Here is a 17,319-nt window from a genome sequence, read left to right as displayed (position 1 = left end):
TTTCTTGTTTAATTTGTGTCTGGTCTTTATCCGTTATAATTAATGCCACGATGTTTGATCAGATTATGCAATAGAAAATGCTGCTGATCTTAGGAGTAACCTTAGGAATAGCAAGAAAATAACGTTTGTTTGGATAGCCGTAATAGGTATTGCTGTCATGACAGGGAAAAGGACTGTGTTGTGAAAACTACGGTATGCCTGATGAAGTGAAAAGTCGGGTAGTTAAAATCCTCTTAGTGTTTGGAAATGATAGGTGACCATTATTAATCAATCTATATAACATTTTCATCCTTAAATCTTTTTATAACAGTCAGTTATCGTACAGTTGTATGGTTTTCTTTTTGTCTTGATGAATTAGGGAGATGTATGGATCAAACCAACATCATTCGAGATCTGCTGCATTGGTTGGATAATAATTTGGATCGTCCATTATCCCTCGATCATGTTGCAGCAAAAGCAGGTTATTCCAAGTGGCACTTACAGCGCATGTTTAAGGATGTTACGGGGCAGGCAATTGGTGCTTACATTCGTTCCAGACGGCTGTCTAAATCGGCTATTGCGCTGCGTTTAACCGGTCGCCCCATTCTGGACATTGCTCTGCAATATCGCTTTGATTCTCAACAAACTTTTACCAGAGCTTTTAAAAAACAGTTTAACCGGACTCCCGCATCTTATCGTCGAAGTGAAGAGTGGTGTGCTACCGGGCTTTGTGCTCCTATCATGTTGGATAATAAGCCGTTACCTGAACATAAGTTTGTGACTCTGGAAGATCAACTGTTGATTGGTACTGAGCACATCGGCTCTTACTCGCTGGAGCAGTGGTCGGAAGCCTGTACGGAAATGCGCCATAGCTACTGGACTTTCTATTTGCAACATGCTGAAGTTTTACCGCCTACATTGTATGGCCTGCATCATTCCACCATCAGTGCGGATCATGAAGATGAGCAGACGGTTTTCTATACCACAGCAATAGAGCCGGAGTATGCGACCTTTAACACCAAGGATAGCCAGCCGGTTGTTTTGCCGGGTGGAGAGTACATTTCGTTCAGTTATTTTGGTAAAGAAGAGCACCTTGATGAGTTTCTTTCTAATATCTATACGGTCTGTTTACCTCAACTAAATATTACCCGCAGAAAAGGGTATGATGTTGAACGATACTATCTGACAAACCTTGAACGGAAAGAACTGCAGGATGAGTCTCAAAGTCACGTTGTGGAGTTTGAATACCTCATCCCGATTCAGCATTAACCCTGAAGTTCATCTAATGCGGGCATATCCAGATGTGTGATATCGCCCGTTGTTTCCACAATCCAGCCGGAAGCCAGCCATGGACTATCCTGATAATCCACTCTTGATATTGAACAGTTTCTTAGTCGTAAGCGACGTTCAGAATTGGGTGGCAGTCCTAAAATCGAACAGACCAGGCTAACTAATGCCATCCCGTGGCTGACCAGTAAAGGACGGCTTCCGACCGGTAGATCACGGCAGCTCTCCAGTGCGGCGCGCATACGTTCGGCTAACTCGCTCATGGATTCACCCTCTGGTATCCGCCCGTTTGGCGTGCCATCAACGAGACTTTTACGCCATGTTTCTTCTTCTTGTGTCAGGGAGCTCAGCTCACGGTTTTCCAGAACACCCATGTTTATTTCCCGCAGACGAGGCTCTAATATCACTTCACAACCACAGGCTTGTGCGATAATTTCTGCGGTTTGGCGTGTTCGACCGAGGTCACTAGTGATAACATGTGTAATGCTCTCTGATTTTACTTTGTGTGCTACCAAGAGTGCCTGACGTCGTCCGGTTTCAGTTAATGGGCTGTCAGATTGTCCCTGAATACGACGAGCCAAGTTCCATTCTGTTTCGCCATGACGAACAAGATATACCTGTAACATATTTATTTTCCGTTATACTGCATCATGAAATAGTTCAAAGGATTACTTATTTATTATGTACCATGTTATTGCTGCAACCACTAACCCTGCGAAAATAAAAGCGATTAGCCTTGCATTTGATGATGTTTTTGGAGCAGGAACATATCGTATCGAAGATGTCGACGTAGACAGCAGTGTTCCTCAACAGCCGATTGGTAATACTGAAACTCGTACTGGCGCCCGTCATCGGGTTATGGCTGCTCGTCAGGTCCGGCCGGAAGCCGATTTTTGGGTCGGTGTCGAAGCCGGAATCGAAGATGACATGACATTTGCCTGGATGGTTATTGAATATCAGCAGATTCGGGGTGAATCGCGCTCTGCCAGCCTGATGCTGCCGGAAAAGGTACTGGAAGGCATTCGTGAAGGGCGTGAGCTTGGTCACGAAATGGCCTATCTGACAGGTGTTGATAATATCAAACAGAAAGGTGGAGCAATCGGCTTTTTTACCAATGGTATCCTGACCCGCACCAGCGTTTATCATCAGGCATTGATATTGGCTCTCGTTCCTATTCATCATGAAATCTACAAAGATCTTGAATAACCAATCTTAATGATCCAGCCACAGAAGGCCATGATGTTATGGCCTCTGTCCGATATTGAAATGTGCTTTTTTAAGTAGCCACTACTATAAAATATTTACTTCAGTAATTGTGTTTCCAGCCATTCTTTGACGTGGGCTGGCGCTGATTTCAGGCTATTTGAACCACGCGTGATTGTTGCGATCCCAACACTAAGTTCGTTTTTCAGTTCGCGCTGGCTCATTTGCCCCCGCATCAGTTCCTGAATAATCCGAACCCTGGTTGAGAGCGCCGTGCGCTCATCGGGTGTTAATAATAACTGCAAAATCTGATGTTGCAAATTTTGTTCAAATGCAGTTTGTAATAATTCGACAAAAGCCAGCCAGTCGTCACCATCTTCCGGCGAAAGTGCCGGATCAATCAAATGATTTTGTGTCATAATTTTTAGCCATACTATTTAACTAGTACAAAATAATACCATAATTGTTCCTGAAATTAGTACCGTCTTTGCCATTCTGAATCAGTTAATATATTAACTAATTTCCCTGTGAAGTTATGGTAAAACATGTCATAAGCCAGAACATTCTTGACATAAGCACGTGTTTCAGAAAATGGAATACTCTCGATGAATGCAATGGCATTGATGTCTCCGGCACTACTGGCCAACCAGCGTTCAACATTTCTGGGGCCTGCATTATAAGCTGCACTGGCGAGAATACGGTTATTACCGAAACTCTGGTATACCGATTCCAGATAGGCAGTGCCAATTTTGATATTCATGGTTGGGTTCATTAACTGATTACTGCTGGCATAGCCATCAATCTTTTTACTCTTTACGGTATGTTCTGCTGTCGCAGGCATGAGCTGCATTAACCCGCTTGCCCCTTTTGATGAGCGGGCTTGTGGGTCCCACGCACTTTCTTGCCGTGCAATCGCCATGGCATAACTTTGTGAAATACTTTTATCTGAAGTGAAATGAGCAAATTCATTTTGCCATGCTAATGGGAAGCGTTCTTCAAGATGATCCCACATTTTACCGACAATCGTAGCCTGAACACTGAGAGTAGGCCAGTTCTGCTCAAAAGCATAGCGGGCCAACTGCTCTTGTTTCGTGCTTTTTTGTGCCGAAACCAAATTAATCCATTCAGAGCGTGCCAGGTCATCCATACGCCAATACATTAACTCACGTATCCGCTTAATCTGTGGTAACTTCGCAATCGTAGCGTCAGGTCTTTCTGATTTATTGATAACCAGAGGGTAGGGCAGGTGTAGCTTCTGTGCTGCTACCATGGGGTAAAAACCACGGTATTCCATTAGCTTACGCAATATTGCGTCCCCTTCTTTTTTCTTTCCTGTATGCAACAGGATAATTGCGCTCCAGTATTGCCATTCATCTTTTTGCAGAACTTGCTTGGGTAACAGGCTTAACCATTGCGCCAGCCCTTTCTCATCCGCATTCCTTAGTGCCAGACGGGCACGGCGTTCGATCAGCGTGCTGGAATGGGATTCTCGTATTGCATTATCCCGCCATTTTGCCTGTTCGGGTGTAATTTCCCCCATTAACTGCCAAGCCACGATATCTTTCAACTTTTGCCGTTCTGACTCATTCATTTTTTGTGCCCGGGCAATAGAAGGAATAATAAGCCGTGCTTCTTCTGTATTTTTACGGGCAAACTGGGAAAATGCATGGGTGACAAAGAAACGGGTAAAATCCGTTGGTGTTACCGTTCTGGCGAAGTGTTCAACAGAGGTGGGATCATTTTGCAGTTTTTGTAAATGAGCTTTTAAGCTACGGTAGTCCAGGGGCAGGCGCTTAATAAGGTAGTTGGCGAGTGTCGTGTTATTCTCTTTTACCGCCAGTTCAATGCGTTGCAATATTAAATTTGTGGATAAATGCCCGGAGCGCTCCCAGATGTTTAACAAACCATCACAATCTTCGGGTAATGAACTACCGCGTAACCAAATTTCTCTGGCGCCTCCCCAGGCTGTTTTGTGTTTTCCGACTACCCAATTGGCAAAATAGTAATTACAGCTTGCTGCTACGGTATTCGGTTTATGTGGGCTGAATGCCAGAAGAGTGTGCCAGTTCCCGTCACTTGCCAGTAAATTGATATAACGGGATGACAGAGAATGAGCGGGTGGTAGCGTCGGATGAGTATCAATAAAATGGCGAACCTGTTGAGGAGATGTCATTTTTAGGTTGTGAACTAGCTGCCGATACTCAAGGTAAGGATACAGGGGATAATCTTTCAGCGTGGGCATCAATCGTTCAACTTCTTTCATGTTTTTCGCCTCCCATGCGATTTTTATTGCCTGATACCGCTCACGCTGAGCTTCCAGAGAATCAGCCTGTGCTATACCAACAACAGAAGCCAGACTGACAGCCATAATAAAATGCTGCCACTTATTTATAGTCACATACTCCTCCAGAAGATTGATGGTAATGAACAATACATTAATTGTTTTGATTATAATAATATTGAAGTTATTTATCATACATAATGAATGTAAAAATTAGTGATTTGATTGCAAGTTTAGGTAAGAAAAAAGACATAAATTAAGCTATATTCCCGTAATAGCTTGTTAAGCTATTTGACTGATAAAATAAATTAATAATTTCAATAAGATGATAAAATAGAAAGATTGCATATTCAGAATTGACTATATTTAAGTCTTTTGTAGCTTTTGTCATTTAAATTGCTTTTCTGCATCCTCGAAATCCACTGGGTATAAACAGGCAGCAACACGATGGCATTAATTTAGGGTAGAATAGCCCCATCCATGCCCCATAACGTCAATGAATATTAAATATTCCCTTAATTATCAAAAGGTACATTACTTTGGCTCAATATGTTTATAGTATGCACCGGGTTGGAAAAATCGTTCCCCCGAAAAGGCATATTCTGAAAAATATTTCTCTTAGTTTTTTCCCCGGAGCAAAAATCGGTGTTCTTGGTCTGAATGGTGCCGGTAAGTCAACCTTACTGCGTATCATGGCGGGCATTGATAAAGATATTGAGGGGGAAGCACGTCCACAGCCCGGTATCAAAATCGGCTATTTGCCACAGGAACCTAAACTTAATCCTGAGCACACTGTCCGTGAAGCGGTAGAAGAAGCCGTCAGCGAAGTTAAGCACGCATTGACACGCCTTGATGAGGTGTATGCAGCATATGCTGATCCTGATGCAGATTTTGACAAGCTGGCAAAAGAGCAGGGTGAACTGGAGGCGATCATCCAGTCTCACGATGGTCATAATCTGGATAATCAGCTTGAGAGAGCGGCTGATGCTCTGCGTTTACCTGCATGGGATGCTAAAATTGAGCACCTGTCAGGGGGTGAACGTCGTCGTGTTGCAATTTGTCGTCTGTTGCTGGAAAAACCAGACATGTTGCTGCTTGACGAACCAACCAACCACCTTGACGCAGAATCTGTTGCGTGGCTGGAACGTTTCCTGCATGACTATGAAGGCACTGTCGTTGCTATAACCCATGACCGTTACTTCCTTGATAATGTTGCTGGCTGGATTTTGGAGCTTGACCGTGGTGAAGGGATTCCGTGGGAAGGTAATTACTCTTCATGGCTGGAGCAAAAAGATGCTCGTCTGGCGCAGGAAGCTGCATCAGAAGCTGCTCGCCGTAAATCCATCGAGAAAGAACTGGAATGGGTTCGTCAGAATCCGAAAGGGCGTCAGGCTAAAGGCAAGGCGCGTCTGGCTCGTTTTGAAGAACTTAACAATGTTGAGTATCAAAAGCGTAATGAAACCAGCGAACTGTTTATTCCACCCGGCCCGCGTCTGGGAGACAAAGTACTGGAAGTCAGCAATCTGAGCAAATCTTATGGTGATCGGGTGCTGATCGACGACCTGAGTTTTTCTCTGCCAAAAGGCGCGATTGTCGGGATTATCGGCCCGAATGGTGCAGGTAAATCAACTCTGTTCCGTATGCTGTCCGGCCAGGAGCAACCCGATTCCGGTTCAATCGCACTGGGTGAAACAGTAACACTGGCTTCTGTTGAGCAGTTCCGCGACGATATGGACGATAAGAAAACGGTATGGGAAGAGGTTTCCGGCGGGCAGGATATCATGCGCATCGGCAACTTTGAGATCCCAAGTCGTGCTTATGTTGGTCGCTTTAACTTTAAGGGCGTGGATCAGGGCAAGCGTGTGGGTGAATTATCCGGTGGTGAGCGTGGTCGTCTGCATCTGGCAAAACTTCTGCAAGTTGGTGGCAACATGTTGCTGCTGGATGAACCAACCAATGATCTGGATATCGAAACACTGCGCGCACTGGAAAATGCCCTGCTGGAATTCCCGGGCTGTGCGATGGTTATTTCCCATGACCGCTGGTTCCTTGACCGTATTGCGACGCACATTATCGATTATCAGGATGAAGGTAAAGTGACTTTCTTTGAAGGAAACTTCAGCGAATACGAAGATTACAAGAAGCGGACGCTGGGAGCTGAAGCTCTGGAACCGCATCGTATTAAGTATAAGAAAATCAGTAAATAAAAACTGACTTATTGAATAGAAAACGGCCTGATACTGATATCAGGCCGTTCTTTTAAGGGAATAACAATCAGGATACCATCACTCTTTGTTCCTGAAAGGACTCATATGTCTTAACAATTTTACCTCTTTCCAGAGTAATCATGCTGTCAGCATACTGAGTCAGGCGCTTATCCGTTGATGCAATAACTACAGTGCCTTTCTGTTCATGAGCGATAAATCTAAAGATATCAACAAACATCTTTAATTCCTGATGATTCAGGTGACGAGTCGGTTCATCAGCAAACAAGTATTCAGGTCTCTTTATGATAGCTTTTGCCATCGCAGCTCGCTGTCTTTCGTTTTCAGAAAGCTCACCTGGATAGTAACGACTCTTATCACCTAACTTGACAATATTTAACGACTTTTGTGCAACTTTTACTGCCAGTTCCCGTGAAAGAGATAATCCGTAAGAATTGGATAATAACAAGTTATCTAACAGCGTAAGTTCACTGGATAAATTAAACCCCTGAAAAATGAACCCACTACTTTGCGAATGAAACTGACCTAACTCGGAATCACTCATTAGTTTTAGCTTGTTATTATTAATGAATACATCTCCTTGATCTGGTTGTAACATACCCGAAGCGATCGATAGCAATATGCTGTTTGTGGATGCTTTCGGCCCTGTTATCAAAGTAATTTCACCTGGTATAATAGAAAATGTGATGTCTGAAATCATTTCATAATTAACTGTATTATCAGTTAAACCATATGAAATATTGATAACTTCAATCGATTTAAATTGATTTAAGTTCATATTCTCAACACAATTAGGTTAAAAAGTTAAAGCTTTTTCCTTAAATATGTTATCTAAATCTATTTTTAGTATTATTAATATCAATAAGACATAGTATGAATTCAAATAGTTCATGTATGAAATATCTCGGCAATAATATACTAAATTTATGTCAATTATTATTTACAATTATTATATGATAAATGAGATATTTCTTAGTCTTAGAGTAAAATGTTAATGATGTTCGTCATTACTAAGAAAAAGACAACATACATAAAAAGGTATAAATTATTCTGTTTTTATTCCAATTTTATAATAAGGAAAAAAGTCATTTTACTCATATAAAAAATATAATGTCTTCTCTATATCACCTCCATCTCTATGTCGTAATAAAATCACATGTAAAATGTGTGGTTATTATTGATAATAAAAGAGTTTTATATAGATAAATCAACAGGTCCGTCCATTAAATGACTTATTTCTTGACAATTCAAGCCCAAACGGAGAAACCTAAGCATCAAAAAATATTATTAACACAATCTATTTTGTTACTACTGTAAAAATAACTAACTGAAACATTTAATTAGAGTGCAATCAAAAATGAAACATAAAATAACAAAAATTGCTATGGAAAATAAATCATTTTAATTAATCATTATCCTAATAACAGGTTAGACTAATAATCTATATAGTTTAATTTTTCAAGTTGCTATTCGGCATTATTGTTTATTTTCCGTTGCTGCAACTTGAAATTTATCGGGTTCAATATAAATAAATGTTAAGATATTAACATATCCTGAACCAGCTCCACGCAATGAAGAAAACGTTGATCATAATCCGGTGAATTAACACATACATAATCAATATTATTTTTCTTTAACATACTTTCAAGCAGTTGCTGAAATTGTTTGCGATCCTGCTCACTTCCCAGGCTCCTTAACCCGTCAGCGACCCAAGGAGTGTTGTTTTCTAACAGAATGACCAAATCAAACCGGTATTCATCAATCAGAGCCTGCACAAAGGGATGTTCTTTTCCTTCATAGCGCTTACAAAATGCCTGTGTTGTAACAAAGTCAGTATCAATAAAAGCAACTTTGTTTGCGTATTTTACGCAAAAATCGATATATTGAGCGTGACCTAAGGCTATCTTATCGTAATCCGAGTATTGTAGTGCCATCTCATCTCCCCCTAAATGGGAAAACACATACTCACGCCCATATTCCCATGCACTGGTTGTGTTAAACATATTTGCCAGTTTATTGACCAGTGTGGATTTCCCGCTGGACTCGCCTCCGAGAATGGCAACAGTACGTACAAAGAAGGGTTTTACTTCTGTTGGGATATATTCCCAATAGCGGAAAGGTGCCTGTCGGATCTGGCTTCCACTGATATTCATGAATGAACGCTGTGGATCGACAAGAATGGTCTCAATGCCAAAATGCTCTTTATAGCGGGGAACATCCTGAGCTTCACTGGAGTAGATATACTGAGGGTTAATGCCTTTTGCCGACATAAACTGTTTTGCACTCTGACTCCATGTTTCCCAGCCATGCGGGTAGGGCTCCATTCCTTGTTCGTCAAAAGCGTGGATATGAATATTTTTCTGATATTTAAATGTTTGTAACAGCCATCTGAGACGGTCACTGACGGTAGGTTGCTGGGACATAGAACTGTTGATAAACAACTCCCGATCCCGTAATTCATCGTAGCAGAGAACAACGTGCAATTCATCGACCTGGCTGGATGCTCGTTGGATCAAATAGATATGCCCAGTATGTAACGGGTAAAATTTACCAAACACAACACCGATACTTTTCTTTTCCATAGGGTACGCCAATCCTAAATATTGATGAAGAGATGCTAATTTCTGTGCACTCGGGCTTTTTATCTTGCCGTTAATGAGCTGGCTTAAATAGCCTTTCGTCATACCACTTGCATCAGCAACTTGCTGTAATGTGTAATTTGCCTGTTTAATTGATTCTTTTAAATAGTCAAACTGCCCCATATAACCTCCTACGATGTTTAGTATACTAAACAAAATAGCATGTCTATGGGGAAAGGTAAAAACAAAACTAATCGGTTATCGGTCTATTAATCATCCAGTTCATCAAGAACAGACAAGGCATCCGACAATTTTTTAACACCGAATACTTTCATGCCCGGTAATGATTTTTTGGACATATTGGCATAAGGCACGATTGCCCGTTTAAAGCCATGTTTTGCCGCTTCTGAAATACGTTCCTGACCACTGGGAACAGGACGGATTTCTCCCGCCAGCCCGACTTCGCCAAATACAACCAAATCACGGGGCAGAGGACGGTCACGAAAGCTGGAAACCAAAGCGAGCAGTAATGCAAGATCGGCACTGGTTTCTGTGACTTTCACACCACCCACGACATTTACAAAGACATCCTGATCAGCCATTTGCAAACCGCCATGCTTGTGCAATATTGCCAGCAGAATGGCCAGCCGGTTTTGCTCCAGTCCTACGGCTACCCGGCGAGGATTGGGCATCATGGAATGATCGACCAGCGCCTGAATTTCCACCAGCAGAGGACGAGTACCTTCCCAGACGATCATGACAGAACTACCGGAAGTGATTTCATCCCCACGGCTCAGAAAGATCGCGGAAGGGTTATTCACTTCCCGCAGTCCCTGTTCGGTCATTGCGAACACCCCAAGCTCATTAACTGCGCCGAAACGGTTTTTATGGCTGCGAAGGGTGCGGAAACGGGAATCGGCTTCACCATCCAGCATCACAGAACAGTCAATACAGTGTTCCAGTACCTTCGGGCCAGCCAGAGAGCCATCTTTGGTGACATGGCCGACCATAATGATCGCCACTCCCCGGGTTTTGGCAAATCGGGTCAGATAAGCCGCTGTTTCCCTGACTTGTGCCACACTACCGGGTGAAGACTGAATATCTGCCATATGCATCACCTGAATGGAGTCAATGACCATCAGTTTAGGCTGCTCCTGCTCGGCAATCAGGCAAATCTGTTCAATGCTTGTTTCGGACAGCATGTTCAGTTTATCTGTCGGTAACCCCAGCCGGTGTGCTCTCATTGCTACCTGTTGTAATGATTCCTCACCGGTGACATATAAGGTTTTCATCTGTTCGGATAACTGACACATTGTTTGCAGTAACAGGGTACTTTTCCCCGCACCGGGATTACCACCGATCAAAATAGCGCTACCGGGAACGACGCCACCACCCAATACTCGGTCAAACTCTTTAAACCCGGTGGAAAACCGGGGTAACTCTTCCAGACTGATTTCAGAAAGTTTCTGGACTTTGCTGACTCCGGTATCCCCTGCATAACCACTGAAACGTTCGTTGCGGGAAGATGATGAAGCCGCAGCTAAACGAATTTCGGTGATAGTATTCCATGCCTGACATGCTGTGCACTGCCCCTGCCAACGGGGATAATCGGCCCCGCATTCGTTACAGACAAATGCCCGTTTTGCTGCTTTTGCCACTATATTCTCCCTATACTTCCAGATATTGACAGCTTAACGTTCTTCGTGTTTCAGTCCACCGCTCAGAACACACAAAACCCCCATTAAATCTGCATGACGAATGCCGACCTTCGCGTGTGTATAAACTTTGGGTTTTGCATGATAAGCAATGCCTAATCCTGCTTTGCGGATCATCTTCAAATCGTTGGCACCATCCCCGATGGCGACAGTCTGACTGAGAGGAATATTCAGTTCTTTTGCCAGCCGTATTAATGTGGTGGCTTTGTATTTTGCGTCAACGATTGGCCCTTTGATTTTACCGGTTAATTTACCGTTCTTTATTTCAAGTTGGTTGGCAACGGCAGCAAACAGGCGTAATTGCTGGCGTAGATTATCAGCAAAGAAGGTAAAGCCGCCGGAGGCAATAGCGATATGCCAGTCAAGGGATTGTAGTTTGCGGACAAGGCTGGTTAAACCCGGAGTAAGTGGCAGGGTATCCATGACTTGTTGCAATATTTCAGCATCAGCACCTGCCAGTTGGGCAACCCGTTGATGTAAACTTTCTGAGAAATCTAATTCTCCCTGCATAGCCCGCTCTGTAATTTCAGCAACTTTATCACCAACACCGGCTAGCCGTGCAATTTCATCAATACACTCAATCTGAATGGCCGTTGAATCCATATCCATGACTAACAGGCCGGGTGAACGCAGACGTGGGATCTGCCCCAGTGGCACAACATCCAGACTGCACTCATCTGCCAGCCGTTTTATACGGGGTGACAGGCTTCCTGCGATACGAACAACCTGATAGTCATCAATGCGCCACGAGGAAACAACAACAATAGCGACGCCCAAACGATGCTGAAAATCACTGATCCGCTGTTTATCCAGATTGCGGCCATACATCAGCCAGCCTCTGTCTCCTGCTCGGTAATCCAGTGGCATGACTTCATCTCCGCTGAGAGATAGTGGTAATCCCGGCCATTTATGGATTTCATCGGGTAAGTAACGATAGGCCAGATTATTAGACATGAATATCGACTCCTGTAATTCCATGTAATTGGGGCAGGCAAAAAATGCTTTTCAAACTATCCTATCACTACTGCATCTGGCAACATGGAATGTAACGAGCATTAGGTGGGATAACTATGAGTAAAGCAAAACTGAAATTTCGGCTGCACAAGACTGCGATTATCTTAATATGTATAGCATTATTGGTCTTGTTGATGCAGGGTGTATCCTATTTTAGCCGTTCACAACAACAGGCTCATATGGATCAGTTTGAAGATCTGGCAAGGACACTGGCAAAACAGGTTGCATTCAGCCTGTCTGCTGATATGGAGAATGGCAGCAAGGAAGTCAATAATCAAAAAATTATGGATAATCTTAACTATTTGACCAATAAAAGTCGTATTCTCGATGCCAGCGTTTATCTGGAAAACGGCACACAGATCGCTCGGAGTGGTGAATTGGTTGCTGTCCGGGAGCGGTTATCTTTGGATGGAAAAAAAGCAGGCAGTTATTTCAATCAGCAAATTGTGGTTCCTATACCGGGCAAAAATAAACCTAAAGGTTTTCTGCGCCTGACTCTGGATACACATCGGCTGGCAACAGAAGCCAAGCAAGTGGATAACACGACCAACCTGCTGAGGATCATGTTGCTGCTAGCGCTGGCGATTGGTTTTATTCTGGCTCATAATTTATTACAGCTGGCTCCCAGCCGTTGGAAACAATCACCTTATTTGCTGACTGCCAATACCAAATCATCGGATGAAGATAATAAAGAAAATGAGTCTACCCGTTAACTTTCATTGATACCTGAACCCACGTTTTATAAATAAAGGTTCTTTGCAGAAAAAGTATCCGGGCAGAAAAAGAAACGGTGCTGTATTGATCAAAACTGTCAACTGACCAAAGTATCAAAAACAGCGCTGTTTTTTGTGGCTATTTATCGTAATACAACTTGAAGCAAATGGAATAAATTAAACAATGTAACAACGCTGCTGCTATTGACCCATAAAAAATGATGGCATGATGTGGAAAAACTTTACTGATAAACGGAGTATGTTCAAAACGGAAAACATACATATGAAAAGAGATAGCCAGAATTGTCAGTATAATCCCTAAAACGTTGTGATAAACACGATGTGATAATAACAATCTTTTTATTAAAAAGAAAAAAGGGATGAGCATCAATAGAGAAATTATTATGTAAGTCATTATCATTTACTCCGATATTATAAAATTTCACCATGAAAATGTTTTCTGATTATCACTATAAATAAGGCCTCTCGTTTTATTAAATGGTTCTCTTTCCTCCTCTGCATAGTCTATTTTTTCATGCTTTAGCTAAAATGGTGGAGTAAAGATAGCCCTCATTCTCTATATAGATAGTAAATATAGTTATTATTTATATTTCTTATAATGTTAATGAGTTTTTTCATTATTAGTCTGACAACCGGAATATTTTCCGGTAACCTCATATCGGTTTTCACTGATTAAATTTTAAAGGTAACGCAACACCAATTGTCAGGAATAATAATATAACTAATGTCGTGTTACACAATGCAGACGAATTGCTCTGTTGTTGCATTGAAACAGAACTTTTGACCTCGGGATTCTTTTCATTTAATAAATATTGGTTATCATAAATACCAGAAAGTATTTCTTCAGCACGTTTATGCTCAGAATCATGAACCAGCAGTTTCACGCCACCAAAGGCATGAGAACACATATAATTATTCCATACCACTCCATCATCTATTATTTGGGCATAGATACCTTCTGATAACATCCTGCCAAGAATAATGTGAGCCTCTATCGGCGACATAAAATTTGCCAGACACTTCATATATCCTCGTTGCGGCGATATGCTCCACATAAGCACTCCTCAATCAGATAAACCGTATGTGATACTCGCTCCGTTAATCAAAGTATAATTTAAGGTCAGGTATGAGCATACTTAAACCACCTGAATTCTGTATAAAACAGAATTCAGGCATGATGAAGGAACGGTTTTGCATTTTATTAAGCTAGATAACCCCGAGGTTTTAAATGAGCATCATCCTAAATTAAGGACTGTCAGATTATAGGTATCAGGATTGGGACCAAGGCGTTTACCAATATCCAATCTGGCTATGGTAGTCAGATCCTCTTTCTCCAGCCGGAAATCAAAAACATCAAAATTTTCTTTAATACGGGAAGGCGTTATCGATTTGGGTATAGCAATCATGCCGCTGTCGAGATGCCAGCGGATAACAATCTGAGCAGGCGTTTTATCATATTTAATCGCCAGACTTTCAACTAATGGATGATCAAAAACACCTTTACCGCCCCGTGATAACGGACTCCAGGATTCAGTAATAATGTGGTGCGTGGCATTCCATGAATGGAGTTGTCGCTGTTGCATCAGGGGATGCAGTTCAATTTGATTGATGGCAGGCACAATACCTGTTTCTGAAAATAGTCTCTGCAAATGTTCAATATGAAAGTTACATACCCCGATACTGCGGGTGAGCCCCGCTTCTTTTAATTCAATAAACTGTTTCCATGTTTCCACATACTTATCCTGCTGGGGAACCGGCCAGTGAATGAGAAAGAGATCAATATAATCCAACTGCAACCTATCCAGACTCTCTTGCAGCGCAATTTTTGCATCATGATGGCGATCATTCCACAGCTTAGTTGTGATAAAAATTTCCTCACGTGGAATATCACTTTCCCGCAATGCTTTTCCGACGCCCGTTTCATTGTGATAAATCGCCGCTGTATCAATGGAACGATAACCAACACTCAGCGCGGTGTGGATAGCTTTAACAACCTGTTCATTACTCGCCTGCCAGACACCAAGACCTAATTGTGGCATGAGATTTCCGTCAACGAGTTTAATAATTGTTTGCTGACCCATTCTTACCTCCTTCAGATTTTGGAATATCAGATGGACGCCTCATAAATTCGCTTGCTAATTTCAAGCGTAATATCCTGGTGTTCACCTAAAGCAACCAAACCCTGCTGTTCTAGTTTTTGGAGCATTCCCGGTATAGAGCTGCCATCAAGCTGATAATCAGAAAAATGGGTTTTCACACCGAGACTTTCAAAAAATTCACGGGTGGCATGGATTGCCTGATTAATGCGTTGTTCTTCCGTTCCTTCTGTAAAGTTCCAGATACGCTCAGCATATTGCAGGAGTTTTGCGTGTTTAGTATCGCGTTTTTCCTGTAAAAGATGCGGCAAAATAATCGCCAGTGTCTGAGCGTGATCCAAATTGTGAAAAGCTGTCAGCTGATGTGCCAGCATATGAGTGGCCCAATCCTGCGGAACTCCGGCACCTATAAGCCCATTGAGAGCTTGAGTTGCCGCCCACATAACATTAGCCCGTGCATCATAATTCTCTGGGGCTTTCAGTACCTTTGGCCCTTCCTCCAGTAATGTGAGAAGCAAACTTTCAGCATAGCGATCCTGAACTTTCGCATCAGCAGGGTAAGTCAGGTATTGCTCCAGTGTATGTACAAATGCGTCTACAACACCATTTGCGGTCTGGCGGGGAGGCAGCGAGTAAGTGACTTCAGGATCGAGAATGGCGACTTTGGGATAAATAAAGGGCGATGCGAAATGCTGCTTATCGTGTGTTTTCAGGCGGCTGACCACCGAAATATTATTTGTTTCAGAGCCAGTGGCAGGTAATGTCAGAACACATGAGAACGGAAGTGCAGAGGTGATATTTGCACCACCGGTTGCCAAAATCTCCCATAAATCTTCACCGGGATAATTAACAGCAGCAGCAACGAATTTTGTACCATCAATGACCGAACCGCCTCCTACAGCCAGTAAGTAATTGATATCGTGCTCGCGTATATATTCTACAGCTTTGATGAGAGTTTCATAGGCAGGGTTCGGTTCAATTCCGCTGAACTCCTCAACGGAGTAGCCTTTCAGTGCAGCATGAACCTGTGAAAGAACACCATTATTTTTAATACTGCCACCACCATAAAGTAATAATATTCTGGCATCCGGATGTATTTCATTACGTAACTGGGCTATCTGCCCTTTACCGAAAATGACTTTGGTGGGAGTGTATAGAGTGAAGTTTTGCATAATAACAATCCTTACTGGCTGAATAACATAAACTTTTCCCATGTCTTAACATTCGGTTATTGAGTTATGTCGGTTTATTGCAGTGACAGAGTCCACTCTATGCAAAATCATGTATCTTAATGTCAGATGATTGACGGTTATGATGCTATTTGAGTGGACCCGGATTGTTTAATTTTTTTTGCTGATAAGTTAATAACTGGAAAAAATCGCGTGGTTTTGGCGGTCGCGGTGAATTACCGATATGCTCACTTACTTTTTTTTGATGATGCTTTTTTATGGCGCCAGTACATCAATAAAGAAGCGCTGAGCCCGCTGATTAACAGAATGATCGGCAAAACCATCAAAATATTCATAACCAAATCCTGATGCTCTATGACAAAAGGGATCTGATTCAGGGCATAACCAAAACTCACGATTATGATGACCCATAAAAAGCCGCTTAACCAATTAAAAAATTGAAAGCGTTTGCTGTTCAGGCCGGAAATACCTGCGAAGGTTGGTAAGAGAGTACGGATAAAAGCGAGGAAGCGCCCGATGAGTAACGCCGCTAAACCGTGTTTGGCAAATAAAACATTCGCCCGCTGGCGCTGCTCTGCCGGAAGCTGAAATAGCCAGTTTTTGATAATCCGGGTGTGTCCCAGCCAGCGCCCCTGTAAATACCCCAACCAGCATCCGAGACTGGCAGCAATCGTCAATAATATAACAGTCGGGACAAAACTCATGACGCCTTTAGCAATTAAAGCACCGGTGAGGATCAGAAGAGAATCACCGGGCAGAAATGCGGCAGGCAGTAAACCGTTTTCCAATAGCAGTGTGGCGAAAATAACACTATAAATAACCCAGATGACATCCGGATTGGCGAGTAGGGTAAAGTCATGCTGCCAAAGAGCCTGCACGATCCCGCTTAACGTTTCCATAATTATCCTGTAATTTCGGTACAATATCTTCGTGACAAATTTTGTACAACCAGTGTCATACAAACAAATGAATCACACAAGTCCATGTGTTCCAGTGTACCGCAAAACGGCAGCAGG

At 42.5% G+C, this 17,319-nt stretch carries 15 protein-coding genes; 4 read left to right on the top strand and 11 right to left on the bottom strand.

Annotation, left to right across the window (positions count from 1 at the left end; all coding sequences use genetic code 11):
- Positions 1-366: 366 nt before the first annotated feature.
- Complete coding sequence (robA, locus tag Xinn_RS06385) at positions 367-1,248, top strand: MDR efflux pump AcrAB transcriptional activator RobA (RefSeq protein WP_086954248.1); 882 nt, start codon at positions 367-369, stop codon at positions 1,246-1,248.
- Here robA and gpmB read toward each other — a convergent pair.
- Positions 1,245-1,892, bottom strand: a complete 648-nt coding sequence (gene gpmB, locus Xinn_RS06380) for a 2,3-diphosphoglycerate-dependent phosphoglycerate mutase GpmB (protein ID WP_086954247.1) — start codon at positions 1,890-1,892, stop codon at positions 1,245-1,247. The genes robA and gpmB overlap by 4 nt on opposite strands.
- A 55-nt stretch (positions 1,893-1,947) precedes the next feature.
- Here gpmB and yjjX point away from each other — a divergent pair, with 55 nt between their 5' ends.
- Positions 1,948-2,472 (top strand): inosine/xanthosine triphosphatase, encoded by a 525-nt coding sequence (yjjX, locus tag Xinn_RS06375; protein ID WP_086954246.1) that lies wholly within the window; start codon positions 1,948-1,950, stop codon positions 2,470-2,472.
- Positions 2,473-2,567: 95 nt separating this feature from the next.
- Here the strand turns inward: yjjX and trpR are convergent, their stop codons facing one another.
- Together trpR and sltY are read right to left on the bottom strand one after the other, a co-directional pair.
- A complete protein-coding gene (gene trpR, locus Xinn_RS06370) occupies positions 2,568-2,888 on the bottom strand; it encodes a trp operon repressor (RefSeq protein WP_086954245.1) in 321 nt (106 codons plus the stop codon).
- A 56-nt stretch (positions 2,889-2,944) separates the two neighbouring features.
- A complete protein-coding gene (sltY, locus tag Xinn_RS06365) occupies positions 2,945-4,861 on the bottom strand; it encodes a murein transglycosylase (RefSeq protein ID WP_143706582.1) in 1,917 nt (638 codons plus the stop codon).
- A gap of 428 nt (positions 4,862-5,289) precedes the next feature.
- Here sltY and ettA point away from each other — a divergent pair, with 428 nt between their 5' ends.
- Positions 5,290-6,957 carry an energy-dependent translational throttle protein EttA gene (gene ettA / locus Xinn_RS06360; RefSeq protein WP_086954243.1) on the top strand — a complete coding sequence of 556 codons (1,668 nt, stop codon included), beginning with the start codon at positions 5,290-5,292 and terminating at the stop codon, positions 6,955-6,957.
- A 67-nt stretch (positions 6,958-7,024) separates the two neighbouring features.
- Here ettA and Xinn_RS06355 read toward each other — a convergent pair whose 3' ends face one another.
- From Xinn_RS06355 to serB, 4 genes are all read right to left on the bottom strand, one after another.
- A complete protein-coding gene (locus tag Xinn_RS06355; RefSeq protein ID WP_086954242.1) occupies positions 7,025-7,753 on the bottom strand; it encodes an ATP-binding cassette domain-containing protein in 729 nt (242 codons plus the stop codon).
- Positions 7,754-8,510: 757 nt separating this feature from the next.
- Complete coding sequence (nadR, locus tag Xinn_RS06350) at positions 8,511-9,737, bottom strand: multifunctional transcriptional regulator/nicotinamide-nucleotide adenylyltransferase/ribosylnicotinamide kinase NadR (RefSeq protein ID WP_086954241.1); 1,227 nt, start codon at positions 9,735-9,737, stop codon at positions 8,511-8,513.
- An 86-nt stretch (positions 9,738-9,823) separates the two neighbouring features.
- Positions 9,824-11,212: a DNA repair protein RadA gene (gene radA, locus Xinn_RS06345; RefSeq protein WP_086954240.1), complete on the bottom strand. Its 1,389-nt coding sequence runs from the start codon at positions 11,210-11,212 to the stop codon at positions 9,824-9,826.
- Positions 11,213-11,245: 33 nt separating this feature from the next.
- Positions 11,246-12,223, bottom strand: a complete 978-nt coding sequence (gene serB / locus Xinn_RS06340; RefSeq protein WP_086954239.1) for a phosphoserine phosphatase — start codon at positions 12,221-12,223, stop codon at positions 11,246-11,248.
- 116 nt (positions 12,224-12,339) lie between these two features.
- Here serB and Xinn_RS06335 point away from each other — a divergent pair, with 116 nt between their 5' ends.
- Entirely contained in the window at positions 12,340-12,996 is a 657-nt protein-coding gene (locus tag Xinn_RS06335; protein ID WP_086954238.1) for a YtjB family periplasmic protein, read from the top strand.
- A gap of 686 nt (positions 12,997-13,682) precedes the next feature.
- Here the strand turns inward: Xinn_RS06335 and Xinn_RS06325 are convergent.
- The 4 genes from Xinn_RS06325 to Xinn_RS06310 form a co-directional block, all read right to left on the bottom strand.
- Positions 13,683-14,072 carry a putative signal transducing protein gene (locus tag Xinn_RS06325; RefSeq protein WP_086954236.1) on the bottom strand — a complete coding sequence of 130 codons (390 nt, stop codon included), beginning with the start codon at positions 14,070-14,072 and terminating at the stop codon, positions 13,683-13,685.
- 180 nt (positions 14,073-14,252) lie between these two features.
- The gene (gene dkgA, locus Xinn_RS06320) at positions 14,253-15,098 is read right to left on the bottom strand and encodes a 2,5-didehydrogluconate reductase DkgA (RefSeq protein WP_086954235.1); all 846 of its coding nucleotides are present in this window, start codon (positions 15,096-15,098) and stop codon (positions 14,253-14,255) included.
- A 26-nt stretch (positions 15,099-15,124) separates the two neighbouring features.
- Entirely contained in the window at positions 15,125-16,285 is a 1,161-nt protein-coding gene (gene yqhD / locus Xinn_RS06315) for an alcohol dehydrogenase (protein WP_086954234.1), read from the bottom strand.
- Between the two features lie 245 nt (positions 16,286-16,530).
- On the bottom strand, positions 16,531-17,202 hold the full coding sequence (locus Xinn_RS06310) for a DedA family protein (protein ID WP_086954233.1): 672 nt from the start codon (positions 17,200-17,202) through the stop codon (positions 16,531-16,533).
- Between the last annotated feature and the right edge of the window lie 117 nt (positions 17,203-17,319).

Origin of the sequence: Xenorhabdus innexi, from assembly GCF_002632485.1 — a bacterium.
GTDB lineage: Bacteria > Pseudomonadota > Gammaproteobacteria > Enterobacterales > Enterobacteriaceae > Xenorhabdus > Xenorhabdus innexi.
Note: the sequence above shows the minus strand (reverse complement) of the source record. Positions and strands in the feature narration are given on the sequence as shown.